The organism is Enterobacter sp. A103 (assembly GCF_034427535.1).
GTDB lineage: Bacteria > Pseudomonadota > Gammaproteobacteria > Enterobacterales > Enterobacteriaceae > Enterobacter > Enterobacter asburiae_B.
This window is the reverse complement of the sequence record NZ_JAXQPQ010000002.1, coordinates 868445-895021: the sequence shown is the minus strand read 5'-3', so window position 1 is coordinate 895021 and position 26577 is coordinate 868445. Positions and strand designations below refer to the sequence as shown.

At 54.6% G+C, this 26577-nt stretch carries 23 protein-coding genes; 9 read left to right on the top strand and 14 right to left on the bottom strand.

Annotation, left to right across the window (positions count from 1 at the left end; all coding sequences use genetic code 11):
• Positions 1-44: 44 nt before the first annotated feature.
• The 4 genes from SPH27_RS09890 to xseB form a co-directional block, all read right to left on the bottom strand.
• Positions 45-1019, bottom strand: coding sequence for an aldo/keto reductase (locus SPH27_RS09890; protein WP_182071898.1), 975 nt, complete (start codon positions 1017-1019; stop codon positions 45-47).
• Positions 1020-1082: 63 nt separating this feature from the next.
• Positions 1083-2945 carry a 1-deoxy-D-xylulose-5-phosphate synthase gene (dxs, locus tag SPH27_RS09885; protein WP_207167949.1) on the bottom strand — a complete coding sequence of 621 codons (1863 nt, stop codon included), beginning with the start codon at positions 2943-2945 and terminating at the stop codon, positions 1083-1085.
• Between the two features lie 24 nt (positions 2946-2969).
• Complete coding sequence (ispA, locus tag SPH27_RS09880) at positions 2970-3869, bottom strand: (2E,6E)-farnesyl diphosphate synthase (RefSeq protein ID WP_008503332.1); 900 nt, start codon at positions 3867-3869, stop codon at positions 2970-2972.
• The gene (xseB, locus tag SPH27_RS09875) at positions 3870-4112 is read right to left on the bottom strand and encodes an exodeoxyribonuclease VII small subunit (protein ID WP_008503331.1); all 243 of its coding nucleotides are present in this window, start codon (positions 4110-4112) and stop codon (positions 3870-3872) included.
• Between the two features lie 191 nt (positions 4113-4303).
• Here xseB and thiI point away from each other — a divergent pair, with 191 nt between their 5' ends.
• Positions 4304-5752 (top strand): tRNA uracil 4-sulfurtransferase ThiI, encoded by a 1449-nt coding sequence (thiI, locus tag SPH27_RS09870; RefSeq protein ID WP_048978945.1) that lies wholly within the window; start codon positions 4304-4306, stop codon positions 5750-5752.
• A 61-nt stretch (positions 5753-5813) separates the two neighbouring features.
• Here thiI and yajL read toward each other — a convergent pair whose 3' ends face one another.
• Together yajL and panE are read right to left on the bottom strand one after the other, a co-directional pair.
• Positions 5814-6404, bottom strand: a complete 591-nt coding sequence (gene yajL, locus SPH27_RS09865) for a protein deglycase YajL (protein ID WP_182071812.1) — start codon at positions 6402-6404, stop codon at positions 5814-5816.
• Positions 6367-7278, bottom strand: coding sequence for a 2-dehydropantoate 2-reductase (gene panE / locus SPH27_RS09860; protein WP_064673452.1), 912 nt, complete (start codon positions 7276-7278; stop codon positions 6367-6369). Before panE ends, yajL begins: the two co-directional genes overlap by 38 nt.
• Positions 7279-7399: 121 nt before the next feature.
• On the opposite strand from panE, the gene SPH27_RS09855 reads away from it, so the two are divergent.
• Positions 7400-7891 (top strand): YajQ family cyclic di-GMP-binding protein, encoded by a 492-nt coding sequence (locus SPH27_RS09855; RefSeq protein ID WP_023334701.1) that lies wholly within the window; start codon positions 7400-7402, stop codon positions 7889-7891.
• Between the two features lie 32 nt (positions 7892-7923).
• Here the strand turns inward: SPH27_RS09855 and SPH27_RS09850 are convergent, their stop codons facing one another.
• The 8 genes from SPH27_RS09850 to SPH27_RS09815 form a co-directional block, all read right to left on the bottom strand.
• Positions 7924-9285: an MFS transporter gene (locus tag SPH27_RS09850; protein WP_045887932.1), complete on the bottom strand. Its 1362-nt coding sequence runs from the start codon at positions 9283-9285 to the stop codon at positions 7924-7926.
• Between the two features lie 148 nt (positions 9286-9433).
• Complete coding sequence (gene cyoE, locus SPH27_RS09845; RefSeq protein ID WP_013095848.1) at positions 9434-10321, bottom strand: heme o synthase; 888 nt, start codon at positions 10319-10321, stop codon at positions 9434-9436.
• Positions 10322-10332: 11 nt separating this feature from the next.
• Positions 10333-10659, bottom strand: a complete 327-nt coding sequence (locus SPH27_RS09840; protein ID WP_006176899.1) for a cytochrome o ubiquinol oxidase subunit IV — start codon at positions 10657-10659, stop codon at positions 10333-10335.
• Positions 10659-11273 carry a cytochrome o ubiquinol oxidase subunit III gene (locus tag SPH27_RS09835; protein WP_023334703.1) on the bottom strand — a complete coding sequence of 205 codons (615 nt, stop codon included), beginning with the start codon at positions 11271-11273 and terminating at the stop codon, positions 10659-10661. Before SPH27_RS09835 ends, SPH27_RS09840 begins: the two co-directional genes overlap by 1 nt.
• A complete protein-coding gene (gene cyoB, locus SPH27_RS09830; protein WP_014168864.1) occupies positions 11263-13254 on the bottom strand; it encodes a cytochrome o ubiquinol oxidase subunit I in 1992 nt (663 codons plus the stop codon). The genes SPH27_RS09835 and cyoB overlap by 11 nt, the downstream gene beginning before the upstream one ends.
• A 16-nt stretch (positions 13255-13270) precedes the next feature.
• A complete protein-coding gene (cyoA, locus tag SPH27_RS09825) occupies positions 13271-14218 on the bottom strand; it encodes a cytochrome o ubiquinol oxidase subunit II (RefSeq protein ID WP_014882770.1) in 948 nt (315 codons plus the stop codon).
• A gap of 477 nt (positions 14219-14695) precedes the next feature.
• The gene (gene ampG, locus SPH27_RS09820; protein WP_033144772.1) at positions 14696-16171 is read right to left on the bottom strand and encodes a muropeptide MFS transporter AmpG; all 1476 of its coding nucleotides are present in this window, start codon (positions 16169-16171) and stop codon (positions 14696-14698) included.
• Positions 16172-16217: 46 nt separating this feature from the next.
• Positions 16218-16796 carry a lipoprotein gene (locus tag SPH27_RS09815; protein WP_023310568.1) on the bottom strand — a complete coding sequence of 193 codons (579 nt, stop codon included), beginning with the start codon at positions 16794-16796 and terminating at the stop codon, positions 16218-16220.
• 305 nt (positions 16797-17101) lie between these two features.
• On the opposite strand from SPH27_RS09815, the gene bolA reads away from it, so the two are divergent.
• From bolA to ppiD, 7 genes are all read left to right on the top strand, one after another.
• Positions 17102-17419, top strand: coding sequence for a transcriptional regulator BolA (gene bolA, locus SPH27_RS09810; protein ID WP_021241655.1), 318 nt, complete (start codon positions 17102-17104; stop codon positions 17417-17419).
• 330 nt (positions 17420-17749) lie between these two features.
• On the top strand, positions 17750-19048 hold the full coding sequence (tig, locus tag SPH27_RS09805; protein WP_023310569.1) for a trigger factor: 1299 nt from the start codon (positions 17750-17752) through the stop codon (positions 19046-19048).
• 260 nt (positions 19049-19308) lie between these two features.
• A complete protein-coding gene (clpP, locus tag SPH27_RS09800) occupies positions 19309-19932 on the top strand; it encodes an ATP-dependent Clp endopeptidase proteolytic subunit ClpP (RefSeq protein WP_010428105.1) in 624 nt (207 codons plus the stop codon).
• Positions 19933-20058: 126 nt separating this feature from the next.
• On the top strand, positions 20059-21333 hold the full coding sequence (gene clpX / locus SPH27_RS09795) for an ATP-dependent protease ATP-binding subunit ClpX (RefSeq protein WP_023310570.1): 1275 nt from the start codon (positions 20059-20061) through the stop codon (positions 21331-21333).
• A gap of 182 nt (positions 21334-21515) precedes the next feature.
• Positions 21516-23870: an endopeptidase La gene (gene lon / locus SPH27_RS09790; RefSeq protein WP_023334706.1), complete on the top strand. Its 2355-nt coding sequence runs from the start codon at positions 21516-21518 to the stop codon at positions 23868-23870.
• A 210-nt stretch (positions 23871-24080) separates the two neighbouring features.
• Positions 24081-24353, top strand: coding sequence for a nucleoid-associated protein HU-beta (gene hupB / locus SPH27_RS09785; RefSeq protein WP_002444653.1), 273 nt, complete (start codon positions 24081-24083; stop codon positions 24351-24353).
• A gap of 212 nt (positions 24354-24565) precedes the next feature.
• Complete coding sequence (ppiD, locus tag SPH27_RS09780; protein WP_182071810.1) at positions 24566-26437, top strand: peptidylprolyl isomerase; 1872 nt, start codon at positions 24566-24568, stop codon at positions 26435-26437.
• Positions 26438-26577: the final 140 nt, after the last annotated feature.

Here is a 26577-nt window from a genome sequence, read left to right as displayed (position 1 = left end):
TGCCGGGTGGCGGCTCCGCCTTACCCGGCCTACAAAAGATGGGCTTATTTAAACCCCACCACCGGATGCTGCTGATACGGCGTCTCCAGCTCGGCAATCTGCTCCGGCGTCAGCGTGATATCCACCGCATTCAGCAGCTCATCCAGCTGTTCTTCCCGCGACGTTCCAATAATCGGCGCTGCGACCCCGCGCTTGCCCAGCAGCCACGCCAGCGCTACCTGGGCGCGAGTGGCACCGGTATCGTCGGCGATCCCGGCTAAACGTTCGGCAATCAGCGCATCGCTGGCTTCTGTACCGCCATAGAGATTTTTTCCCACTTCATCCGATACCAGGCGAGCCGTGGTTTCACCCCATGGACGGGTCAGGCGGCCGCGCGCCAGCGGGCTCCACGGGATCACCGCCACGCCCTCCTGATGGCACAGCGGCAGCATCTCGCGTTCTTCTTCACGATAGATCAGATTGTAGTGATCCTGCATGGTGACAAATCGCACCCAGCCGTGCTGCGCCTGGAGATCCAGTGCCTGGGCAAACTGCGACGCGTGCATAGACGACGCGCCGATGTAGCGAGCTTTCCCGGCTTTGACCACGTCGTTCAGTGCTTCAAGCGTCTCCTCGACTGGCGTGTTGTAATCCCAGCGGTGAATTTGCAGCAGGTCGACGTAATCCATGTTCAGGCGTCTGAGGCTGTCATCAATGGAGCGCAGGATCTGCGCGCGAGAAAGGCCCTCAGCCAGGTCGCCCACCGGGTAGTAGACCTTGGTGGCGACGACGATATCATCACGACGGGCAAAATCGCGCAGGGCGCGGCCGACAATCTCCTCGCTGCTGCCGTCGGAGTAGCTGTTGGCGGTGTCAAAGAAGTTAATGCCGCCCTCGATGGCGCGTTTGATAATCGGACGGCTGCTCTCTTCCGGTAGCGTCCAGGCGTGGTTTCCCCGATCGGGCTCGCCAAAGGTCATGCATCCCAGACAAAGTCGGGAAACCTTAAGGTCCGTTTTTCCTAATGTTGTGTATTGCACGGTTCCGCTCCTGCTGTTTAAACACCAGGTTTAAGCATAGCAGGAGCGGAAAAGGGGGAGGGGTCAGTCCAGCCAGGTACGGATTTTGGCTTCGATACCGGCGGCGTCCAGGCCAATCGCCGCACGGGCTTCGTCCTGAGTACCTTGCGGAATGAAGCGATCCGGCAGGCCGAGGTTCAGCACCGGCACGGCTTTACGGTTCGCCATCAGCACCTCATTCACGCCGCTGCCCGCGCCACCCATGATGGCGTTTTCTTCCAGCGTGACCAGCACGTCGTGGGTCTCAGCCATACTCAGGATCAGAGAGTCGTCGAGGGGCTTCACAAAGCGCATGTCCACCAGGGTGGCATTCAGCGCTTCAGCCGCTTTAGCCGCCTCTGGCATCAGCGTGCCGAAGTTCAGGATTGCCACTTTCTCACCGCGACGCTTCACCAGACCTTTACCGACCGGCAGTTTTTCCAGCGGCTGCAGCTCAACGCCTACCGCATTGCCGCGCGGGTAGCGGACGGCGCTTGGGCCATCCTGATAGTGATAGCCGGTAAACAGCATCTGACGACATTCGTTCTCGTCGCTTGGCGTCATGACAACCATATCCGGAATACAGCGCAGGAAGGAGAGATCAAACGCGCCCTGGTGCGTCTGGCCGTCGGCACCGACGATGCCCGCACGATCGATAGCAAACAGTACCGGCAGCTTCTGAATCGCCACGTCATGGATCACCTGATCGTAGGCGCGCTGAAGGAAGGTGGAATAGATCGCGACAACCGGCTTGTAGCCGCCAATGGCCAGGCCCGCAGCAAACGTCACCGCATGCTGCTCGGCAATGGCGACGTCAAAATACTGGTCAGGGTATTTTCTGGAGAACTCCACCATGCCAGAGCCTTCACGCATGGCCGGGGTGATCGCCATCAGCTTGTTGTCTTTGGCTGCGGTTTCGCACAGCCAGTCGCCGAAGATTTTGGAATAGCTCGGCATGCCGCCGCTGCTTTTTGGCAGACAGCCGCTGGACGGGTCAAATTTCGGTACCGCGTGGAAGGTGATCGGATCTTTTTCCGCCGGTTCGTAACCGCGCCCTTTTTTGGTCATGATATGCAGGAACTGCGGGCCTTTCAGGTCGCGCATGTTCTTGAGCGTGGTCACCAGGCCCAGCACGTCGTGACCGTCAACCGGGCCAATATAGTTAAAGCCCAGCTCTTCAAACAGGGTGCCCGGCACCACCATGCCTTTGATGTGTTCTTCGGTACGCTTGAGCAGCTCTTTAATCGGCGGTACGCCGGAGAAGACTTTCTTGCCGCCTTCGCGCAGCGAGGAGTAAAGCTTGCCGGAGAGCAGCTGGGCCAGATGGTTGTTAAGCGCGCCGACGTTCTCGGAGATCGACATTTCGTTATCGTTGAGGATAACCAGCATGTCCGGCTTGATATCGCCCGCGTGGTTCATGGCTTCGAAGGCCATACCGGCGGTAATGGCGCCGTCGCCAATCACGCAGACGGTGCGGCGCTGCTTGTTCTCTTTCTCGGCGGCAACGGCAATACCGATGCCCGCAGAAATGGAGGTGGAGGAGTGGCCGACGCTCAGCACGTCATACTCGCTCTCACCGCGCCACGGGAACGGGTGCAGGCCGCCTTTCTGACGAATGGTGCCAATTTTATCGCGACGTCCGGTCAGAATTTTGTGCGGATAGGCCTGGTGCCCCACGTCCCAGATGAGCTGATCGAACGGCGTGTTATAGACGTAGTGCAGCGCCACGGTCAGCTCTACCGTGCCAAGCCCGGAGGCGAAATGGCCGCTGGAGCGGCTTACGCTGTCGAGCAGGTAGCGACGCAGCTCGTCGCACAGCTTCGGCAGGCTCTCTTTCGGCAACAGACGTAACTCCTGGGTGGAGTCAACTAACGCCAGTGTCGGGTATTTGGCAATATCAAAACTCATCAAAGGCTCATCGAGATATATAGTTTATTTATCACGCTGGATTATATAGTCCGCTAGCGCTTCCAGTGCCGAGGTATCCAGCGATTGCGCGGCCAGTTCATTTAGCGACTGGCGGGCATCGTCAATCAGATCCCGGGCTTTACGTTGGGCTTGCTCAAGACCCAGCAGGGCGGGGTAGGTACTTTTGCCAAGCTGCTGGTCCGCACCCTGACGTTTACCCAATGTTGCAGTATCGCCCACCACATCCAGAATGTCATCCTGAACCTGGAACGCCAGACCGATACTTTCTGCGTATCTGTCCAGAATCGGCAGGGCTTTGCGCCCTTGTTCACCCGCGCTCAGCGCGCCCAGGCGAACGGCGGAACGAATCAACGCCCCGGTTTTATGGCGGTGAATACGCTCCAGCTGTTCCAGATTAACCTGACGTCCTTCCGCTTCAAGATCCAGCGCCTGTCCGCCGCACATGCCGGCCACGCCGCTGGCCATTGCCAGCTCGGAGATCATCGCCAGGCGGTCGCGGTCGGCCACTTCCGCCATCGGCGCGTCGCTCAAAATCGAGAATGCCAGCGTTTGCAGGGCATCACCCGCCAGAATGGCATTCGCCTCGCCAAACTTGATATGGCAGGTGGGTTGACCCCGACGCAAATCGTCGTCGTCCATGGCCGGGAGATCGTCGTGGATCAGCGAGTAGGCGTGGATACACTCCACGGCGGCTGCCGGGGCGTCCAGCGTGTTATCGCTGATGCCAAACATATTGCCTGTCGCGTACACCAGGAACGGGCGCAGGCGCTTTCCACCCAAGAGTGCGCCATAGTGCATGGCTTCAACCAGAGGAGTGTTCTGAAAAGGCTGTGGCGCAATAAAACGGCGCAGGGCGTCGTTGGCGCGTACGACACGCGCCTGAAGCTCGTTGGCAAAATCCATTTACTCGGCGTCCGGTGTGAAAGGCGTGGTTTTCGCGTCTTCGCTGTCGGAAAGCAGGATCTGCACGCGCTGCTCGGCCTGCTGCAGTTTGACCTGCCCCTGGCGCGCCAGCTGTACGCCACGCTCGAATTCGTTGAGCGCCTCTTCCAGCGGGAGATCGCCGCTTTCAAGACGGGTAACGATTTGCTCCAGTTCACTCAGCGCAGTTTCGAAACTGGCCGGTGCGTCGTTCTTCTTCGGCATAGTGAATTGACTCTTATATTCTCAGCCCCGACATGGTAACGGACTCAGGGCAATTATCAAATAACGCGCAATGTGCACAGGAGCGGCGCGATGGTGGTATACTTGCGCGCCTGGATGCAGCCACGGGTGTGGGCTGCTGTACTCTTTTCCATTACAAGCCTTAATACGCTTGCCTAAGAAACATTGCCGCCATGAAGTTTATCATTAAATTGTTCCCTGAAATCACCATCAAAAGCCAATCTGTGCGTTTGCGCTTTATTAAAATTCTCACCGGGAACATTCGTAACGTATTAAAGCACTACGACGAAACCCTCGCCGTGGTGCGCCACTGGGACCACGTTGAAGTGCGCGCCAAAGACGAAAATAAACGTCAGGATATTCGCGACGCGCTGACCCGTATTCCGGGGATCCACCATATCCTGGAAGTGGAAGATGTTCCGTTCAGCGATATGCACGACATCTTCGAGAAAGCGCTGGTGCAGTACCGCGACCAGATCGAAGGCAAAACCTTCTGCGTGCGCGTGAAGCGTCGCGGCAAGCACGAGTTCAGCTCCATTGAAGTGGAACGTTACGTTGGCGGCGGTTTGAACCAGCACGTTGAGACGGCGCGCGTACGTCTGACCAACCCGGACGTGACCGTGAATCTGGAGATCGAAAACGATCGCCTGCTGCTGGTGAAAGGGCGCTATGAAGGTATCGGCGGCTTCCCGATCGGAACCCAGGAAGACGTATTGTCCCTGATCTCCGGCGGCTTCGACTCCGGCGTCTCCAGCTATATGCTGATGCGCCGCGGCTGCCGTGTGCACTACTGCTTCTTCAACCTGGGCGGTGCGGCGCACGAAATCGGCGTTCGTCAGGTCGCGCATTACCTGTGGAACCGCTTCGGCAGCTCCCACCGCGTGCGTTTCGTGGCGATCAACTTCGAACCTGTGGTCGGCGAAATCCTCGAAAAAGTGGACGACGGCCAGATGGGCGTGGTGCTGAAGCGCATGATGGTGCGTGCGGCGTCCAAAGTTGCCGAGCGCTACGGCGTGCAGGCGCTGGTCACCGGTGAAGCGCTGGGCCAGGTATCCAGCCAGACGCTGACCAACCTGCGTCTGATCGACAACGTGTCTGATACGCTGATCCTGCGCCCGCTGATCTCCCACGATAAAGAGCACATCATCGATCTGGCGCGCGAAATCGGTACCGAAGATTTTGCCCGCACCATGCCGGAATACTGCGGCGTGATCTCAAAAAGCCCAACGGTGAAGGCGGTGAAGGCGAAGATCGAAGCGGAAGAAGAGAACTTCGATTTCAGCATTCTGGAAAAAGTGGTGGAGGAAGCGTCCAACATCGACATCCGCGAGATTGCCCAGCAGACCGAGCAGGAAGTCGTTGAAGTTGAAACCGTGAGCGGTTTCGGCGCTAACGATGCGATTCTGGATATCCGCTCCATTGACGAGCAGGATGACAAGCCGCTTCAGGTTGAAGGCGTCGACGTGGTTTCTCTGCCGTTCTATAAGCTGAGCACCAAGTTTGGCGATCTCGACCAGAGCAAAACGTATCTGCTGTGGTGCGAGCGCGGGGTGATGAGTCGCCTGCAGGCGCTGTATCTGCGCGAACAGGGCTTTGCGAACGTGAAGGTGTATCGCCCGTAGTTTTTTGCCGGGGAGTGCGGCCTGAAGCCCTCACCCCGGCTCTCTCCCATAGGGAGAACACCTATTCGTAATAATTATAAATCCCCGCCGGCATCACCAGCGACGACGCCACTTCGTACGCTTTCTCGCGCCCGACCAGCAGTTCAATAATCTTTAAGCCAAAATCAATCGCGGTGCCTGGCCCCTGGCTGGTCAGCAGGTTGACGCGCGGGTCCCAGACGACGCGTTTATCCACCCAGTGCTCTTCCGGGATCGTATCCTTCAACCCCGGGAAGCCGGTCATGTTGCCGATGGGGAAGATATCGTGCGGAACCAGAACCGTTCCTGCTGCGGCACAGATTGCCGCGACGATGCGGCCGGATAAATGAAACTGACGCACGGTCTCGACCAGCAGCGGGCTATCGCGAAAACATTCCGCGCCTTTTAAGCCGCCGGGCAGCACGATGATGTCGTAATCGCCGTCAGCCACCTGAACGAGGGGGGCATCCGCAAGGATTTTCACCCCGCGCGAGCAGGTGATTGCCAGATTGCCGTCGCTGGCGACGCTGGCGGTGGTGACCTTAATGCCGCCGCGCACCATCAAATCAATGGTGGTGACCGCTTCCATCTCTTCGCTACCAGGGGCGAGACAGATCAGTGCTGACGCGCTCATATTCACTCTCCTTACGTTTTACAAGGTCATACAGACGGGCGTTTTCCGGCACGGAAATGCCGTGCGCGCGGGCGCGTTTTAGCAGATAGCCGGTAATGTAGTCGATCTCCGTGTGGCGTAAAGCCCGAACATCCTGCAGCATCGAGGAGATGTTTTCTGCCGTGCTCTCAATGACCTGCTCGACATAACAGCGTAAATCGTCGGCCGAGGTATGCAGGCCTTCCCGCTCAACGACCGCCGCGACTTCCGCACACAAAATCGCAACGTCCTGCGGATGATTTTTCAGCTCCCCGTTCGGGCAATTCCACAGCGCCGTCAGCGGATTGATCACGCAATTTACCGCCAGCTTGCGCCACAGCTGAGGGCGGATGTTGTTGTGCCAGGCGACGTCCGGCAGCACCTTCTGCAGCACATCGGCAAGATAGCTGTAATCTCCATCCTGAGTTCTGGCGGGCCCGATGTGCGTCACGCCGCTGGCGACATGCACGATGATGTTGCCGTCGCGACGCGCAGCGTGCGTGGTCGTCGCCATCAGCAGGGGCTGCGGGACGCTTTTCAGCTCATCAAGGGTTCCCATGCCGTTATGCAGCAGCAGTATGGGCGAAGTGGGGGGGAGCTGCGCGGCCAGCGTTTTTACCGCGTCTGAGACCTGCCACGCTTTGAGCGTCACCAGTAAAAGGTCGCTTTGCGCCAGGAAGTCAGGATCGTTCGCGGTGAGGGATTCGTTAAAGATGCTTCCGTCTTCACCAATCAGGTTTACACTGCAATAGGGCTGGGGCACGCGCAGCCAGCCCTGAACCTCATGTCCGTGCTTGCACAGCGCGGTCAGCCACAGCTGACCAAGCGCTCCGCATCCGAGCACCGTAATTTTCATTGTTCCTCCTCACCTGCAACTGCGCCAGGTGTTACGGCTTAATTATACAGCTAAGCTTCTGTTGAGTTATGCCTCGTAGCGGGTATTATGCAACGCAACAAAAGTGAAGGGAGAAGAAAAGATGCCATCTTTCGATATTGTTTCCGAAGTTGATATCCAGGAAGTTCGCAACGGCGTTGAGAACGCAACCCGTGAAGTTGAGTCACGTTTCGATTTTCGTGGCGTTGAGGCGTCGTTTGAGCTGAACGACGCAAATAAGACCATTAAGGTGCTGAGCGAGTCTGATTTCCAGGTGAATCAGCTGCTCGACATTCTGCGCGCCAAGCTGTTAAAGCGCGGCATCGAAGGGACGTCTCTGGACGTGCCGGAAGAGTTTGTGCACAGCGGTAAAAACTGGTTTGTTGAAGCCAAGCTGAAGCAGGGCATCGAGAGCGCGGTGCAGAAGAAGATCGTTAAGCTTATTAAAGACAGCAAGCTGAAGGTGCAGGCGCAGATCCAGGGCGAAGAAATTCGCGTGACCGGTAAGTCCCGCGATGACCTCCAGTCCGTAATGGCGCTGGTGCGCGGCGGCGATCTGGGGCAACCGTTCCAGTTTAAAAACTTCCGCGATTGATATAAAAAAGCCCGGTTTAACCGGGCTTTTTTTCACGCTTTGAGCGCCTGCTCGACCTCGAAGCGGTTGGTCATTTTACTGTCTATTTTGACGTAAGCGCTGCGCTCTTCCGGGACGATGAGCACCTCTGTCACACCCTCTTTGGCTTCCAGACGCTGCTTCAGCACATCGCTGATTTCCACATCATCCGGGATTTCCACGCGCAGGCTGCTCACGTAGCGCGGCTCTTTCATGGTGCTGGCGACCAGCAGCCAGACTGTCGCCAATAGCGCACCGGCGAGAAACACGGTTTGTGAATCAAACAGGCCGTCCACCCAGCCGCCGAGCGAGCCGCCGATCGCCACGCCGAGAAACTGGCTGGTGGAGTAGATGCCCATCGCGGTGCCTTTGTAACCGGCGGGGGACTCTTTGCTGATCAGCGACGGCAGCAGCGCTTCCATCAGGTTAAAGGCCAGGAAGAACAGCTGCACGCCGGCAATCAGCTCCCAGAAGTGCGGGCCAGCACCCCAGAGCACAATTTCGGCAATCAGCAGGACCGCCACGCAGCCCACGAAGACGCGCTTCATTTTGCGCTTCACTTCGGCGTAGATGATGAACGGCACGACGGAGACAAACGAAATCAGCATCGTGACCAGATAGATTTTCCAGTGCTCAGCCGCCGGGAAACCCGCTGCGGCAAGCTGGCCGGGCAGGGCGACAAAGGTGGACATCAGCAGGATGTGCAGACACATAATGCCAAAGTTCAGCTTGAGCAGGCGCGGCTCGACAATCACTTTGCTGAAGCAGCCTTTTACCATCCCCGATTCACGGTTCAGGACGTGGTTCTTGCTGTCCGGCACGACCCACAGGGTTAAGGCAATACCGATGGTCGCCAGCACGGCAATCATCCAGAACAGGGCGTGCAGACCCAGCGTGTGCGTAATGATGGGGCCCAGCACCATCGCAATCGCAAAGGTCACGCCAAAGCTCACACCGATGAACGCCATCGCTTTAGTACGGTTTTGCTCGCGGGTTAAGTCGGACAGCAGCGCCATCACCGCGGCGGCAATCGCGCCGGAACCCTGCAGGGCGCGGCCGAGAATAATCCCCCAGATGGAGTGGGAGAGGGCGGCAATCACGCTTCCGAGCACAAAGACCAGCAGCCCGCCGACGATCAGCGGCTTTCGGCCCACCCGATCAGACAGCAGGCCAAAGGGGATCTGGAAAACCGCCTGCGCCAGACCGTAGATGCCGATCGCGAGGCCAATCAGCGCCTCGCTGGCCCCCTGCAGCGCCATACCGTACGTGGTCAGAACAGGCAGGACCATAAACATGCCAAGCATCCGTAGCGAGAAGACAGTCCCTAAGCCCCAGGTCGCGCGTAGCTCGCCTGGCGTCATTTTATAATCGTTCATTACCACCTCAGTTCAAAAGCAGGCCATAGTGTAGTGCGGGGAAGGGGCGTGGTAAATAAAGGGTTATTTAACAAATATTACATGCGTTATTAGTAGATTCAGTGAATAAAAAAGGGTGCCGAAGCACCCTTTTATTGACCTGTTTGGCTTACCAGACGTAAGTCAGCAGGTTGTGTGAATCTGGCACCATGAAGTCCACGGACATCATTACGGACAGCGAGGTGATGGCCACAATCGAGAACACAAACAGTTTGCGCGCCCAGACTTTGTCATCTTCCACTTTGTAACCGCGCAGCGCCATACCGAGCCACCAGACGCTCACCGCAGCCGCTACCGCCAGATATTTATACCCGGCGTAACCACCCAGAGAGAGCATCAGCGTTGCCACGGCAAAGGCGATGATGTACAGCGTGATGTGGTTCTTGGCAACAGAAATGCCCTTCACGACCGGCAGAACCGGGATGTTCGCTGCCTGATAATCCTTAAAGCGGAAAATCGCGATGGCATAGGAGTGCGGCATCTGCCACAGGCTAAAGATAGCCAGCAGGATCAGCGCACCACTGTCGAACTCGTTCGTGACCGCGCAGTAGCCAATCACCGGCGGCGCAGCGCCGGAGAGAGAACCAATCAGCGTGCCGTAGACGGAGTGGCGTTTCATATACAGGCTGTAGACGCCCACATACACCACGAACCCCATCACCCCCAGCCAGCAGGCCAGCGGGTTAGCACCAAACCACAGCAGCATAAAGCCAGCAATACCCAGCAAGGTGGCGTACACCAGCGAGACGGAAGGGGCGATCAGGCCTTTCACCAGCACCCGATTTTTGGTCCTTTCCATCTTCTTGTCGATATCCATGTCGATGTAGTTGTTAAATACACAACCGGACGCAACAACCAGTGACACACCGACCAGCGTGTAGATAAAGAGGGTGTAATCAATGCTGCCCTTAGAGGCCAGCAGGAACCCTCCGATCACGGAGATCAGGTTGCCAAAGATGATGCCTGGTTTCGTTACTTGCAGGTATTGCTTAAACATACTCGCCGCTCTTAGTGAACCATCATGTTGTAGTTGAGGTTCCACATAATCCAGATGGAACCGACTACCAGGATAGCGATGATAATCACGGTAAAGATAAAGGCGGTCATATTCCAGCCTTCATCGGACTTGGTGTTCATGTGCAGGAAGCAAACCAGATGCACCAGAATCTGAATCACCGCGGTCACCAGGATTGCACCCAGAATAACCGGTTTAGACGCAGAACCGCTCATCACCATCCAGAACGGGATCACCGTCAGGATGATCGACAGGATGAAACCTGTCATGTAGGTTTTTACGCTACCGTGGGAAGCGCCATGATCGTTTGAATGACTCATTACATCGCCCCCATCAGATATACAACAGAGAACACACAGATCCACACCACGTCCAGGAAGTGCCAGAACAGGCTCAGGCACATGATACGGGTACGGTTAGTGCTGGTCAGGCCGCGACGGGATACCTGGAACATCAGTACCGCCATCCAGATCAGACCAGAGGTCACGTGCAGACCGTGGGTACCGACCAGCGCGAAGAACGCGGACAGGAAGCCACTGCGATCCGGACCGAAACCTTCCAGAATCAGGTGATGGAATTCATAGATTTCCATCCCGATAAATCCAGCACCAAACAGCCAGGTCAACGCCAGCCAGGACACAACCTGGCTCTTGTTGTTTTTGTACATGGCGATAGCCGCCATGCCGTAGGTGATGGAGCTGAATAACAGCAGTGCGGTTTCAACCAGAACGAACGGCAGTTCAAAGATGTCCTTGCCAGCCGGGCCGCCCGCCGTGCCGTTCACCAGAACGGCATAGGTCGCGAACAGACAGCAGAACAGAATGCAGTCGCTCATCAGGTAGATCCAGAAACCGAAGACTTTGGTCGGTCCTGTATCGTGGTGCGCATGCTCATGCGCGTGGGCAGTTGAGTGCGCCAGAGTATCAGTTGCCATTTTTCAGCCCCGCTTTAGAAATCTCGTCGAAATGCTGATTTTCCAGCTTCTCAACTTCACGGACTGGTACGTAGTAGTCCACGTCCTCGTCAAAGCTCTTCACAATCCAGCTGATTACGATGCCTGCGAAGCCAACAATCGCCATCCACCAGATGTGCCAGATCATTGCGAAACCAAATACCGTTGCGAAGGCGGCAATCACAATGCCCGCACCGCTGTTTTTCGGCATGTGGATTTCTTCGTAATGAGCAGGTTGCTTGTACGCTTCACCTTTTTCTTTCATTTCCCAGAATGCGTCGCGTTCATGAACCTGCGGCACGATGGCAAAGTTATAGAAAGGAGGTGGAGAAGAGGTCGCCCACTCCAGCGTACGGCCACCCCATGGGTCACCGGTCAGGTCACGGTTCTGGTCGCGGTCGCGAATAGACACGTAGAACTGAATCAGCTGAGACGCGATACCGCAGGCAATCAGCACCGCACCGCCCGCTGCAACCATCAGCATTGGGTGGAACTGCGGATCGATCTGCTGGCTCAGACGACGGGTCATACCCATGAAGCCCAGCACGTACAGCGGCATAAATGCTACGAAGAAGCCGATGATCCAGAACCAGAACGCGCGTTTACCCCATTTTTCGTTCAGCGTGAAGCCGAACGCTTTTGGCCACCAGTAGGTTACGCCAGCGAAGCAGCCGAAGACCACGCCACCGATGATAACGTTATGGAAGTGCGCAATCAGGAACAGACTGTTGTGCAGAACGAAGTCAGCACCTGGTACCGCCAGCAGTACGCCGGTCATCCCACCTACGGAGAAGGTCACGATGAAGCCGATAGTCCACAGCATCGCTGAGTGGAACACGATGCGGCCCTGGTACATGGTGAACAGCCAGTTGAAGATCTTCACCCCGGTAGGGATGGCGATAATCATGGTGGTAATACCGAAGAAGGCGTTTACGTTCGCGCCCGCACCCATGGTGAAGAAGTGGTGCAGCCAAACGATGAACGACAGAACGGTAATACACACGGTTGCCCACACCAGAGAGGTGTAACCAAACAGACGTTTACGCGAGAAGGTTGCCGCGATTTCGGAGAACACACCGAACACAGGCAGAACCAGAATGTACACTTCCGGGTGACCCCAGGCCCAAATCAGGTTGATGTACATCATCATGTTGCCACCCATATCATTCGTGAAGAAATGGGTGCCCAGGTAGCGGTCCAGGGTCAGCAGCGCGATGGTGACGGTCAGAATTGGGAAGGAGGCAATAATCAGGATGTTGGCGCACAGAGATGCCCAGGTAAATACCGGCATCTTGAACATGGTCATGCCTGGGGCACGCATCTTGATAATGGTCACGAAGAAGTTGATACCGGTCAGGGTAGTACCGACACCGGAGAGCTGAAGCGCCCAAATCCAGTAGTCGACGCCAACGCCCGGACTGTACTCAATTCCTGACAGCGGCGGGTAAGCCAGCCAGCCGGTCTGCGCGAATTCGCCCACACCCAGTGACAGGTTAACCAGGATAACGCCGACAACCGTGAACCAGAAGCTCAGGTTGTTCAGGAACGGGAACGCCACGTCGCGCGCGCCGATTTGCAGCGGAACGACAACGTTCATCAGACCGATAACCAGCGGCATCGCCACGAAGAAGATCATGATAACGCCGTGGGCGGTAAAGATCTGATCGTAGTGGTGCGGTGGCAGGAAGCCGGCTTCACCCGCAGAAGCGAGTGCCTGCTGGCTACGCATCATGATCGCATCCGCAAAGCCACGAATTAACATGACGATACCGACGATGCAGTACATGATACCGAGTTTTTTGTGGTCAACCGAAGTCAGCCACTCGTTCCACAGGTAGCTCCACTTACCGAAGTAAGTGATCAGGGCCAGTAAGGCCGCGCCACCAATGATAATTGCAGCCACCGTAACCACGATAATCGGTTCATGGTAGGGCACTGCATCCAGTGTCAATTTTCCGAACATTTTCTTCCTCGGCCCCTTAGTGAGCGGTTTCCGCGTGGCTCATGTCCATGCCTTCCATACCTTCGTGCGCGCTGTGCTCGCCTTCAGGCTGGGTCATGTCCATGCTCTTGCCGTGATCCATAAATTTGCCAATAACGTCTTTGAACAAATCAGGTTTCACATTAGAGAAGTACTCCACCTTGTTGTATTCGCTTGGTGCAGCCACTTTTTCGAACGCCGCCATGTCAGACATGGTGTTTGGAGACTGCTTCGCTTTTTCAACCCACTGGTCGAAAGCGGCACGGTCTGGCGTCGCAATAGCTTTGAACTTCATACCTGAGAAGCCCGGGCCGCTATAGCTGGCGGAGATACCATCATAGGTGCCTGCTTCATTCGCGATCAGGTGCAGGTTGGTCTGCATACCGGCCATCGCGTAAATCTGGCTACCCAGACGTGGGATGAAGAAGGAGTTCATTACGGAGTTGGAGGTCACTTTGAACTGAACCGGAGTGTTCGCCGGGAAGGCGATTTCATTCACGGTAGCAATACCCTGCTCTGGATAGATGAAGAACCATTTCCAGTCCATGGAGACCACTTCAATGGTAATAGGTTTCTCATCGTGAACCAGCGGTTTGCTTGGCTCAAGTGCGTGAGTGGTTTTCCAGGTCAGTACGGCAAGGAACAGGATGATCAGAATAGGTACCGTCCAGACCACAGCTTCCACTTTATTGGAGTGTGACCAGTTAGGGCTATACTTCGCATCTTTATTGCTCGCACGATACTTCCAGGCGAAACCAACAGCCATCAAAATGGCAGGAATAACCACAATCAACATCAGGCCAAAAGCCGTCAATATCAGTGAACGTTGTTCCAGTCCAATCTGTCCTTTGGGGTCTAGTAGTGCAGAATCGCAGCCACTGAGTAATACAGTGCCCGCGAATAATGACAACCATCCCAAACTTTTATTGTATTTCCCGAGTCTCATTTAACGACCTCAATTCCACGGAGTCTGGTGGCGTTTAAAGTGTGCGGGCATTTTACGGGAAGGTTACATTACTGTAAACATCATTAGGCCTGTGTCAGGAAGGTGTTACCGGGTTCTGCCGCACGTGTCACAAGTGTTGCAAATTATGTCGGTTTTTATGACCGAAGCCGCATGGCATGGGCTTTATAACGAAAGGACCCCCAAGCATACCCTAAAAGGGGCAATTGGTATAACCATTGTTGAAAATAAACAAAAAATTAACAATTAATTATCAATAAAAAGACATCTGAAAAACGAAAAATCAAACTCTCGTATGCTGAATCGTTTAATGAAAAATAGCGTTTTGGAATGGGAGCCAATAATTTCCAAATCTTATCCCGCACAAAACAACAAATATTTTTTTTGCGCCTGGCGGCTATTTCGCCGTTATAATTTCGGTTAGTGATTACAACGGGAAATAATCTTTCGCATTTTTCTTCAGGTCATCTGCGTTTTACGCAACGCCATGAAATCAAGCAGACCTCCGGTCAGGATCCCGGCAATAGCCAGCAGGGCGCCTGCGTCCAGCAGAAGGGCTTCGAAAGGGAGTACCAGAGAGGTGCTGGCATTGATAATAAGCACCACAAGCCAGAGCGCCAGAGCGATGCAGCCCGCCATTAACAGACGTAGCGCAAAACGGTAGGCGCGGCGATATTCGGTGCGCGGCATAAAATGTTCTGTCCGCTGGGTATATTCCAGCGTCTGACGGCAGACCAGCAGCAATAAAATTCCCGGCACGGCAGCCACGACCGAGAAGAGATAAAATGTTGGCCAGCCGTGGGCTTCCACGAACCAGCCGGCAATCGGGCCTACGTACACGCGGCCAACGGCGGAGAGCGCCGAGAGCAGAGCGAACTGGGTAGCGGAAAACGACTTATTGCACAGGGTCATCAGCAGGGCGACAAACGCCGCTGTTCCCATGCCGCCGCAGAGGTTTTCGAAGAACACCGCCGCGGCCATGCTGATCGTATGTTTGTCGGTAATCGACAGCAGCCAGTAGCCTGCGTTAGAGGCGCCCTGAAGGATGCCGAAAATCAGCAGCGCGCGAAACAGCGTCAGGCGCTGCATCAGCACGCCGCCATAAAGCGCGCCGACAATTGTCGCAAACAGCCCCAGCGTTTTATTCACCACACCCACTTCACCGGCGTCAAAACCGACACCCCGGATCAGGAAGGTGGTGGTTAAACTCATGGCAAAGGCATCGCCCAGCTTATAAAGGACGATGAGCAGCAGGATCAGCCAGGCATTGTTGCGGCCAAAGAAGTCACGAAGAGGTTCGGCGACGGCCTGCTCCAGCGAGCGGGGAACCGGGATGACGTCACTCGGTTCGGGCGCGAACAGCGTCGCGATAATGCAGGGGATCAGCAGGGCGGCCATCAGCCAGTACATGCCCTGCCAGCCGAGGTAACGGTCGGCCAGCCACAGCGCCAGCCCGCCTGAGACCAGCATCCCGAGGCGATAGCCCAGCACGCTGATTGCTGCACCGGCACCGCGCTCTTCAGCAGGTAACACGTCCGTCTTCCAGGCGTCGAACACAATATCCTGAGAGGCGGAACAGAAGGCAATCACCACCGCAAGCGCTGCCATCCAGCGAAGCTGGGTGGTGGGTTCAAGAAATCCCATCGCCGCAATAGCCAGCAGCAGCAGGATCTGCGTCATCACTAGCCAGCCGCGTCGACGTCCGAGGAAAGGCGGCGTGTAACGATCCATGACCGGAGACCACAGGAACTTAAAGACATAGGCCTGGCCAACAAGCGAGAAGAAACCGATGGTTTTAAGATCGATGTTCTCAACCGTCATCCACGCCTGAAGCGTGCCGGAAGTGAGTGCGAGGGGTAAACCCGAGGCGAAGCCGAGGATCAGCAGGATCGCTGATTTCGGTTGCTGGAAAATGCGTAAGTAATGGCTGGACATGTTCTTATAAAACTGACCCGGTGATACACCGGGTCAGAGAGCGGGATTAACGCGCGTTCTGCTTGATGAAGTCGTGAATGCTGGTGTCCTGCGCCATATCGGCGATGGTATCGGTCAGCACGCTGTTCACGGCATTAGCAATGTTCTGGTTAGAAGCCTGGAAGGCACCTTCAACAGAGTAGCTGGCGCGGTAGTTTTTGGTCATCTTGTTGCCATTCTTCGCGGTGGCAATGATGGCGATATCCGCTTTGGTCGCAATGTTGTAGCGCACGTTGCCCTGAGACACGTCAGCGTACAGGTTATTCACGATGATCTGCAGATCAACCGCGCCGCTTGGGCCAATCATATAGCCGCGAGCGGTCATCTGTTTCTCCAGCACTTCCTGGAGCAGGAAGCGCAGGTCGCGGGAGGCGGTGAGAGTAACCTGCTGGTTATCGCGGGTCACTTTAGCCAGCGCCTGATCCTGACGCTGATCGGCACCGTTAATGCTCACGGTGACGCCCATCAGGCTTGGGTCCTGCTGAGGCAGGGTGATTTTTGGTGAGACATCAATGGTGGTAGGCGGGGTAGCACAGCCTGCCAGCATAAAAAGGGCTACCAACGGAAAGAAGAGTTTTTTTAACATTTTCGGGTTCTCAACGAATCGTAAGCATATAAAGAGAAAAATTGCCGCCATCATAACATCGCCAACGGCGAGGGGAAGTGGTCAACGCATGTAAATTCATCGCCTTGTCCGAAAACTGACCAGTTCACCGTTTTTCCCAATCCGTGTATGACAAAACGTATGAGTCTCACAGTGAACTTCATTCGTTTGAATGAGAAAATCAGACGAAAGCTAAATATTTGTTGTCAAGGTGTAATGGAAACGGTAAAAGCGGCTAACATTTAAAGGGATGGGTGGCATCCTGGCGTTGTCGGAGGAGTAATTTCATGATGATACGTGAGCATATAGAAGATAAATTAAGGGCAGCGTTCAACCCTGTGTTCCTCGAAGTCGTCGACGAAAGCTATCGTCATAACGTGCCGGCAGGTTCTGAAAGCCACTTTAAAGTGGTTCTGGTTAGCGATCGCTTCACGGGAGAACGTTTCCTGAATCGACACCGCTTGATCTACAGCACCTTGACGGAAGAGCTCTCCACGACCGTGCATGCGCTGGCACTGCATACCTACACCATTAAGGAATGGGAAGGCCTGCAGGATACGGTTTTCGCATCGCCGCCCTGTCGCGGTGCAGGCACTATCGCCTGATAAATCGGATTTGCAACGGCTGGAGCTTTTCCAGTATGTTGCTTACAGATTTCCTCAAAACGGCCTCCGGGCCGTTTTGTTTTGTCTGAGTTTTGAGCGAATGGAGCGATTTTAAGACTAAAAATAGCCTTAAAGTGTGAAAAAAGCCGCAGCAACATGCCCCAACCGTTCTCGACTCACCTAAGTGATGCCGCTATAATGCCGCGTCTTATTGAATGTCTTCGGGATGATTCTGGCGACAGGGAATGTGAATCTGCACTAAGAGAGCATCCCGGTATAACAGACAGATTCAGAGTTGACCGAGCACTGTGATTTTTTTGAGGTAACAAGATGCAAGTTTCAGTTGAAACCACTCAAGGCCTTGGCCGCCGTGTAACGATTACTATCGCTGCTGACAGCATCGAAACTGCTGTGAAAAGCGAGCTGGTCAACGTAGCAAAAAAAGTACGTATTGACGGCTTCCGCAAGGGCAAAGTACCAATGAATGTTGTTGCTCAGCGTTATGGCGCTTCCGTGCGTCAGGATGTGCTGGGTGAACTGATGAGCCGTAACTTTATTGATGCGATCATCAAAGAAAAAATCAATCCGGCCGGCGCGCCTAACTACGTTCCAGGCGAATACAAACTGGGCGAAGACTTCACCTACTCCGTAGAGTTCGAAGTGTACCCGGAAGTTGAGCTGAAAGGTCTGGAATCTATCGAAGTTGAAAAACCAGTTGTTTCCGTGACTGACGAAGACGTTGACGGCATGCTGGATACCCTGCGCAAGCAGCAGGCGAACTGGAAAGAGAAAGAAGGCGCTGTTGACGCTGAAGACCGTGTCACCATCGACTTCACCGGTTCTGTAGACGGCGAAGAGTTCGAAGGCGGTAAAGCGTCTGACTTCGTACTGGCGATGGGCCAGGGTCGTATGATCCCAGGCTTCGAAGACGGTATCAAAGGCCACAAGGCTGGCGAAGAGTTCACCATCGACGTGACCTTCCCGGAAGAATACCACGCTGAAAACCTTAAAGGGAAAGCAGCGAAGTTCGCTATCAACCTGAAGAAAGTTGAAGAGCGCGAACTGCCAGAACTGACTGAAGAATTCATCAAGCGTTTCGGCGTGGAAGATGGTTCCGTAGCGGGCCTGCGTACCGAAGTGCGTAAGAACATGGAACGCGAACTGAACGGCGCGGTGCGTAACCGCGTGAAATCTCAGGCGATCGAAGGTCTGGTGAAAGCCAACGAAATCGACGTTCCAGCTGCCCTGATCGACAGCGAAATCGACGTTCTGCGCCGTCAGGCTGCACAGCGTTTCGGTGGCAACCAGCAGCAAGCGATGGAACTGCCACGCGAGCTGTTCGAAGAGCAAGCGAAACGCCGCGTTGTTGTTGGCCTGCTGCTGGGCGAAGTAATTCGTACCCACGAGCTGAAAGCTGACGAAGAGCGTGTGAAAGGCCTGATCGAAGAGATGGCTTCTGCATACGAAGATCCATCAGAAGTGATCGAGTTCTACGGTAAGAACAAAGAACTGATGGACAACATGCGCAACGTTGCCCTGGAAGAGCAGGCTGTTGAAGCGGTACTGGCGAAAGCGAAAGTGACCGAAAAAGCGACCTCTTTCAACGAACTGATGAACCAGCAGGCGTAATTTCGCCCCAACGGTTTAAAGTTTGAACAGAAAACCCGTTGCCTTGCGGCAGCGGGTTTTTTTTATCGCAGCGATAGCCCAGGAAGAGTGCTAAAACGCCCTTTCGGTGTTAGCGTAACAACAAAAGGTTGTTATGCTTGAAATAGGGCACTGTGAACCCCATAAGTACGTAATCATGATGAATGAGACTGGCTGATAATCCGTCCGTAAGGTTACAATCAGTACAGCAGGTGTTTTCAATTTTGATCCAGGAGACGGAAATGTCATACAGTGGCGAACGAGATAACTTTGCACCCCATATGGCTCTGGTGCCAATGGTTATTGAACAGACCTCACGTGGTGAGCGTTCTTTTGATATCTATTCCCGTCTGCTCAAGGAACGCGTTATCTTTTTGACCGGCCAGGTGGAAGACCACATGGCTAACCTGATCGTGGCGCAGATGCTGTTTCTGGAAGCGGAAAACCCGGAAAAAGACATTTACCTGTACATTAACTCCCCGGGTGGTGTGATTACAGCAGGAATGTCCATTTATGACACCATGCAATTCATCAAGCCTGATGTAAGCACTATCTGTATGGGTCAGGCTGCATCAATGGGCGCGTTCCTGTTAACAGCAGGGGCGAAAGGTAAGCGTTTCTGCTTGCCAAATTCCCGCGTGATGATTCACCAGCCGCTGGGCGGTTACCAGGGGCAGGCGACGGATATCGAAATCCACGCCCGCGAAATTCTGAAAGTAAAAGCGCGCATGAATGAACTTATGGCGCAGCATACGGGTCAACCACTCGAGCAGATCGAGCGCGATACCGAGCGCGATCGCTTCCTCTCTGCTCCAGAGGCAGTTGAGTACGGCTTAGTCGACTCCGTGTTGACCCATCGTAATTGATGCCCGCGACGCGAGTGTGCCGCTATACTAAGGTAGGGCGGCACGCTGCTGATTGCAGCTTGCGTCTTAGAATGGCATTTGCGTCGTCATGTGCGGCACAAAGAACTTAAAAAGAGGTTTGGACTCATGACAGATAAACGCAAAGATGGTTCGGGCAAACTGCTGTACTGCTCTTTTTGCGGCAAAAGCCAGCATGAAGTGCGTAAACTGATTGCCGGGCCGTCCGTGTATATCTGCGACGAATGTGTCGATTTATGTAACGACATCATTCGCGAAGAGATTAAAGAAGTCGCACCGCACCGTGAGCGCAGCGCGCTGCCAACGCCGCATGAAATTCGTCATCACCTTGACGACTACGTCATCGGACAGGAGCAGGCCAAGAAAGTGCTGGCGGTAGCGGTCTATAACCACTACAAACGTCTGCGTAACGGCGACACCAGCAATGGCGTAGAACTGGGTAAAAGTAACATTCTGCTGATCGGCCCAACCGGTTCCGGTAAAACGCTGCTGGCTGAAACCCTGGCGCGTCTGCTTGATGTTCCGTTTACGATGGCGGATGCCACCACCCTGACCGAGGCCGGTTATGTGGGTGAGGACGTCGAAAACATCATTCAGAAACTGCTGCAGAAGTGCGATTACGACGTACAGAAAGCCCAGCGCGGGATTGTTTACATCGATGAGATCGACAAGATCTCCCGTAAATCTGACAACCCGTCCATTACCCGTGACGTATCGGGTGAAGGCGTACAGCAGGCGCTGCTGAAGCTGATTGAAGGTACGGTTGCTGCCGTTCCGCCACAGGGTGGTCGTAAACATCCGCAGCAGGAGTTCCTGCAGGTTGATACCTCCAAGATCCTGTTCATCTGTGGTGGCGCGTTTGCTGGGCTGGACAAAGTCATCTCCCACCGTGTTGAAACCGGCTCCGGCATTGGTTTTGGCGCAACGGTGAAATCGACGTCCGAAAAACCAAACGAAGGCGAACTGCTGTCTCAGGTTGAACCGGAAGATTTGATCAAATTCGGTCTGATCCCTGAATTCATCGGCCGTCTGCCGGTTGTGGCAACGCTGAATGAGCTGAGCGAAGACGCGCTGATCCAGATCCTGAAAGAGCCGAAAAATGCGCTTACCAAGCAGTATCAGGCGCTGTTCAACCTGGAAGGCGTTGATCTGGAATTCCGCGACGAAGCGCTGGATGCTATTGCCAAGAAAGCGATGGTCCGTAAAACCGGTGCCCGTGGTCTGCGTTCAATTGTTGAAGCGGCACTGCTCGACACCATGTACGATCTTCCGTCGATGGAAGACGTTGAGAAAGTGGTGATTGACGAGTCCGTCATTAGCGGTCAAACCAAGCCGCTGCTGATTTACGGCAAACCGGAAGCGCAGCAGGCATCTGGCGAATAATTAACCAAATCATACAAGCAGTTAATCAAAAAGGGGGGATTTTATCTCCCCTTTACTTTTTCCGTATTCATAGCGTTGAATGTGTGGGAAACATCCCCATATACTGGATACATGTTAATGGTTATGTGAAGCACAGTGACATGACCAGCTTACCTGGCGGACACTAACTAAGAGAGAGCTCTATGAATCCTGAGCGTTCTGAACGCATTGAAATCCCCGTATTGCCGTTGCGCGATGTGGTGGTTTATCCGCACATGGTCATACCCTTATTTGTAGGGCGGGAAAAATCTATCCGTTGCCTCGAAGCCGCCATGGATCATGATAAAAAAATCATGCTGGTGGCGCAGAAAGAAGCATCAACGGATGAGCCGGGTGTAAACGATCTTTTCACCGTCGGGACCGTGGCCTCTATTTTGCAGATGCTGAAGTTGCCTGACGGCACCGTAAAGGTGCTGGTAGAAGGCCTGCAGCGTGCGCGTATTACCACTCTGTCAGACGACGGCGAGCACTTCTCTGCAAAGGCAGAGTACCTTGATTCGCCTGAGCTTGATGAGCGTGAACAGGAAGTGCTGGTTCGCACCGCGATTAGCCAGTTTGAAGGCTATATCAAGCTGAACAAGAAAATTCCACCAGAAGTGCTGACGTCGCTGAACAGCATCGACGATCCTGCGCGTCTGGCGGACACCATCGCTGCACATATGCCGCTGAAGCTGGCTGACAAGCAGTCCGTGCTGGAAATGTCCGACGTTAACGAACGTCTGGAATACCTGATGGCGATGATGGAGTCTGAAATCGATCTGCTGCAGGTTGAGAAGCGCATTCGCAACCGCGTCAAAAAGCAGATGGAGAAATCTCAGCGTGAGTACTATCTGAACGAGCAAATGAAGGCCATTCAGAAAGAACTGGGCGAGATGGACGACGCGCCGGACGAAAACGAAGCGCTGAAGCGTAAGATCGACGCGGCGAAGATGCCGAAAGAGGCGAAAGAGAAGGCTGAAGCAGAACTGCAGAAGCTGAAAATGATGTCTCCAATGTCGGCTGAAGCGACCGTTGTACGCGGCTACATTGAGTGGATGGTGCAGGTTCCGTGGAACGCCCGCAGCAAGGTCAAAAAAGACCTGCGTCAAGCGCAGGAAATCCTGGATACCGACCACTACGGTCTGGAACGCGTGAAAGACCGCATTCTTGAGTACCTCGCGGTACAAAGCCGTGTAAACAAAATTAAAGGCCCAATTCTGTGCCTGGTTGGACCGCCGGGGGTGGGTAAAACCTCTCTGGGTCAGTCCATCGCCAAAGCGACCGGACGTAAGTATATCCGTATGGCGCTGGGTGGCGTACGTGATGAAGCGGAAATCCGCGGTCACCGCCGTACCTACATCGGTTCTATGCCGGGTAAACTGATCCAGAAGATGGCGAAAGTGGGGGTTAAAAACCCGCTGTTCCTGCTCGATGAGATCGACAAGATGTCGTCGGACATGCGTGGCGACCCTGCGTCTGCGCTGCTGGAAGTGCTTGATCCAGAACAGAACGTAGCGTTCAGCGATCACTACCTGGAAGTGGACTACGACCTGAGCGATGTGATGTTCGTGGCGACCTCCAACTCCATGAACATTCCGGCCCCGCTGCTGGACCGTATGGAAGTGATCCGTCTCTCCGGTTATACCGAAGATGAGAAGCTGAACATCGCTAAGCAGCACCTGCTGCCGAAACAGATTGAGCGTAACGCGCTGAAAGCCAACGAGCTGACCGTCGAGGACAGCGCGATTATCGGCATCATTCGCTACTACACCCGTGAAGCGGGCGTGCGTAGCCTTGAGCGTGAAATCTCGAAACTGTGTCGTAAAGCGGTGAAACAGCTGCTGCTGGATAAGAGCCTGAAGCACATTGTGATTAACGGCGACAATCTGCATGCCTATCTCGGCGTTCAGCGCTTCGACTACGGTCGAGCGGACAACGAAAACCGCGTTGGCCAGGTGACCGGCCTGGCATGGACGGAAGTGGGCGGCGATCTGCTGACCATCGAAACCGCCTGTGTCCCGGGCAAAGGCAAGCTGACCTACACCGGCTCTCTGGGTGAAGTGATGCAGGAATCCATCCAGGCAGCGCTGACCGTGGTGCGCGCGCGCGCGGAGAAACTGGGTATCAACCCTGATTTCTACGAAAAACGCGACATCCACGTGCACGTTCCGGAAGGGGCGACGCCGAAAGATGGCCCAAGCGCGGGTATTGCGATGTGTACCGCTCTGGTTTCCTGCCTGACAGGAAATCCGGTGCGTGCCGATGTGGCAATGACCGGTGAAATTACGTTGCGTGGTCAGGTTCTGCCGATTGGTGGTTTAAAAGAAAAACTGCTGGCGGCACACCGCGGTGGGATCAAAACCGTATTGATCCCTTACGAAAACAAACGCGATCTGGAAGAGATTCCGGACAATGTGATTGCCGACCTGCAGATCCATCCTGTGAAGCGAATTGAGGAAGTTCTCAGTCTCGCACTGCAGAATGAACCCTCCGGAATGCAGGTTGTAACAGCAAAATAGTGACCTCGCGCAAAGAGCGTCAATAAAAACAAGGCTGGTAAGTCATTTCGCACTTGCCAGCCTTTTTTTGTATAGCTAATTTAGATTGCTGATTAGGTCCGTCATCAACAACGGGTGTTGTAAGGTCATGGCAGGCCTGATATAACTGCTGCGCGGTCGCGTTGTGAAGGATTCAGGCGCGATATAAATTATAAAGAGAGGAAGAGAACAGTGAATAAATCTCAACTGATTGACAAAATTGCTGCGGGTGCTGATATTTCTAAAGCTGCAGCTGGACGTGCGTTAGATGCCTTAATTGCTTCTGTTACTGAATCTCTGCAGGCTGGGGACGACGTTGCACTGGTAGGTTTCGGTACTTTTGCTGTTAAAGAGCGTGCTGCCCGTACTGGCCGCAACCCTCAGACCGGTAAAGAGATCACCATTGCTGCTGCTAAAGTGCCGGGTTTCCGTGCAGGTAAAGCGCTGAAAGACGCAGTAAACTGATTGCTTTCCCGTTTCAGGGAAGCCGGAAAGTACAAGGGCGCATCATTTGATGTGCCTTTTTTGTTTGTCCAGACCTGATTTGTGCGAGTTTATGCGAGTTGTGGGCTGACAATCGCCCCGTTTTCTTGTCACAATACGCCTTCACGCGCGACGGGCAGGATTTTCCGTCAGCGTCAGGTAACCAGTCACCTACAGCGGAGTGTTGTTACACCATGATGGACAGCTTACGCACGGCTGCTAACAGTCTCGTGCTCAAGATTATTTTCGGTATCATTATCGTGTCGTTCATATTGACCGGCGTGAGCAGTTACCTTATTGGCGGTGGCGCAAACTATGCCGCAAAAGTGAATGGCCAGGAAATCAGCCGTGGTCAGTTCGAGAATGCTTTTGCCGGTGAACGTAACCGTATGCAGCAACAGCTGGGCGACCAATTCTCTGAACTGGCGGCGAACGAAGGGTACATGAAGACCCTGCGCCAACAGACACTGAACCGTCTTATCGACGAAGCGCTGCTTGATCAGTATGCCAAAAAACTGGGCCTTGGCATCAGCGATGAGCAGGTGAAAAAAGCCATCTTCTCCACGCAAGCCTTCCAGTCTAACGGTAAATTCGACAACGCGCGTTACAACAGCATCGTCAATCAAATGGGGATGACGGCCGACCAGTACGCTCAGGCGCTGCGTAACCAGCTGACCACCCAGCAGCTCATCAATGCCGTCGTGGGCACCGATTTCATGCTCAAAGGTGAAACGGATGAACTGGCCGCGCTGGTGGCGCAGCAGCGTGTTGTACGCGAAGCGACCATTGATGTGAACGCCCTGGCGGCGAAACAGCAGGTGAGCGACGCTGACGTCAACGCTTACTACGAGCAGAACAAGAATTCCTTTGTTTCTCCAGAGCAGTTCCGCGTGAGCTACATCAAGCTGGATGCGGCCGCGCTGCAGGAAACCGCGTCTGATGCTGAAATCCAGTCTTACTACGATCAGCATCAGGATCAGTTCACTCAGCCGCAGCGTAACCGCTACAGCGTAATTCAGACGAAAACCGAGGCTGATGCTAAAGCGGCGCTGGATGAGCTGAACAAAGGCGCTGATTTCGCGACCGTTGCGAAAGCGAAATCCACCGACATTATCTCTGCGAAAAACGGCGGTGATATGGGCTGGCTGGAAGATGCGACCACGCCTGACGAGCTGAAAAATGCCGGTCTGAAAGAGAAAGGCCAGCTTTCTGGCGTCATTAAGTCTTCCGTTGGTTTCCTGGTCGTGCGTCTGGACGACATCACCGCGGCGAAAACCAAGCCGCTGGCTGACGTTCGTGATGATATCGCGGCGAAAGTGAAACAGGAAAAAGCGCTGGATGCCTACTACGCGCTGCAGCAGAAGGTAAGCGATGCTGCCAGCAACGACAACGAATCTCTGGCAGGCGCAGAGCAGGCGGCTGGCGTGAAGGCGGTTGAGACAGGCTGGTTTGGTCGTGACAACCTTCCGGAAGCGCTGAATTTCAAACCGGTTTCCGATGCCATCTTCAACGGTGGTCTGGTGGGCGAGAACGGTACGCCGGGCAGTAACTCTGACATCATTACCGTCGACGGCGATCGTGCGTTTGTGTTGCGCGTCAGCGAGCACAAGCCTGAAGCGGTCAAACCGCTGGCGGAAGTGAAGGATCAGGTCGTCGCTCAGGTTAAGCACAACAAAGCGGAACAGCAGGCGAAACTGGATGCTGAGAAGATTCTGTCCGATCTGAAAGCGGGTAAAGAAGACGCGCTGAAAGCGGCTGGCCTGAGCTTCGGTGAAGCGAAAACGCTGAGCCGTACCGGCCAGGACCCAATCAGCCAGGCCGCGTTTGGTCTGACTCTGCCTGCGAAGGACAAGCCAAGCTTTGGTACCACCACCGATACGCAGGGTAACGTCGTTCTGCTGGCGCTGGATGAAGTGAAAGCCGGTACCCTGCCAGAAGCGCAGAAGAAAGCTATGGTTCAGGGGATTACCCAGAACAATGCTCAGATTGCCTTCGAAGCCATGATGAGCAACCTGCGTAAAGAAGCCAAAATCAAGCTGGGTGATGTAATGACTCAGCAGCAGTAATTACGTGTCTGCTCGCAGATTTTCGTAACGCTCTGCAAAAACTAAAGGCCGCTTTCGCGGCCTTTTCCATTTCTGCAATCTGCTGTTTGTGCCGGTTTTAACTGGCGGCTATCGTGACGTGGCTGTCAACAAACAAGGAG

What these genes read in the sequence shown, in the direction of transcription:
- dxs (WP_207167949.1), bottom strand. Translation starts at nt 2,945, where the DNA reads ATGAGTTTTGATATTGCCAAATACCCGACACTGGCGTTAGTTGACTCC.
- ispA (WP_008503332.1), bottom strand. Translation starts at nt 3,869, where the DNA reads ATGGATTTTGCCAACGAGCTTCAGGCGCGTGTCGTACGCGCCAACGAC.
- xseB (WP_008503331.1), bottom strand. Translation starts at nt 4,112, where the DNA reads ATGCCGAAGAAGAACGACGCACCGGCCAGTTTCGAAACTGCGCTGAGT.
- thiI (WP_048978945.1), top strand. Translation starts at nt 4,304, where the DNA reads ATGAAGTTTATCATTAAATTGTTCCCTGAAATCACCATCAAAAGCCAA.
- yajL (WP_182071812.1), bottom strand. Translation starts at nt 6,404, where the DNA reads ATGAGCGCGTCAGCACTGATCTGTCTCGCCCCTGGTAGCGAAGAGATG.
- panE (WP_064673452.1), bottom strand. Translation starts at nt 7,278, where the DNA reads ATGAAAATTACGGTGCTCGGATGCGGAGCGCTTGGTCAGCTGTGGCTG.
- SPH27_RS09855 (WP_023334701.1), top strand. Translation starts at nt 7,400, where the DNA reads ATGCCATCTTTCGATATTGTTTCCGAAGTTGATATCCAGGAAGTTCGC.
- SPH27_RS09850 (WP_045887932.1), bottom strand. Translation starts at nt 9,285, where the DNA reads ATGAACGATTATAAAATGACGCCAGGCGAGCTACGCGCGACCTGGGGC.
- cyoE (WP_013095848.1), bottom strand. Translation starts at nt 10,321, where the DNA reads ATGTTTAAGCAATACCTGCAAGTAACGAAACCAGGCATCATCTTTGGC.
- SPH27_RS09840 (WP_006176899.1), bottom strand. Translation starts at nt 10,659, where the DNA reads ATGAGTCATTCAAACGATCATGGCGCTTCCCACGGTAGCGTAAAAACC.
- SPH27_RS09835 (WP_023334703.1), bottom strand. Translation starts at nt 11,273, where the DNA reads ATGGCAACTGATACTCTGGCGCACTCAACTGCCCACGCGCATGAGCAT.
- cyoB (WP_014168864.1), bottom strand. Translation starts at nt 13,254, where the DNA reads ATGTTCGGAAAATTGACACTGGATGCAGTGCCCTACCATGAACCGATT.
- cyoA (WP_014882770.1), bottom strand. Translation starts at nt 14,218, where the DNA reads ATGAGACTCGGGAAATACAATAAAAGTTTGGGATGGTTGTCATTATTC.
- ampG (WP_033144772.1), bottom strand. Translation starts at nt 16,171, where the DNA reads ATGTCCAGCCATTACTTACGCATTTTCCAGCAACCGAAATCAGCGATC.
- SPH27_RS09815 (WP_023310568.1), bottom strand. Translation starts at nt 16,796, where the DNA reads ATGTTAAAAAAACTCTTCTTTCCGTTGGTAGCCCTTTTTATGCTGGCA.
- bolA (WP_021241655.1), top strand. Translation starts at nt 17,102, where the DNA reads ATGATGATACGTGAGCATATAGAAGATAAATTAAGGGCAGCGTTCAAC.
- tig (WP_023310569.1), top strand. Translation starts at nt 17,750, where the DNA reads ATGCAAGTTTCAGTTGAAACCACTCAAGGCCTTGGCCGCCGTGTAACG.
- clpP (WP_010428105.1), top strand. Translation starts at nt 19,309, where the DNA reads ATGTCATACAGTGGCGAACGAGATAACTTTGCACCCCATATGGCTCTG.
- clpX (WP_023310570.1), top strand. Translation starts at nt 20,059, where the DNA reads ATGACAGATAAACGCAAAGATGGTTCGGGCAAACTGCTGTACTGCTCT.
- lon (WP_023334706.1), top strand. Translation starts at nt 21,516, where the DNA reads ATGAATCCTGAGCGTTCTGAACGCATTGAAATCCCCGTATTGCCGTTG.
- ppiD (WP_182071810.1), top strand. Translation starts at nt 24,566, where the DNA reads ATGATGGACAGCTTACGCACGGCTGCTAACAGTCTCGTGCTCAAGATT.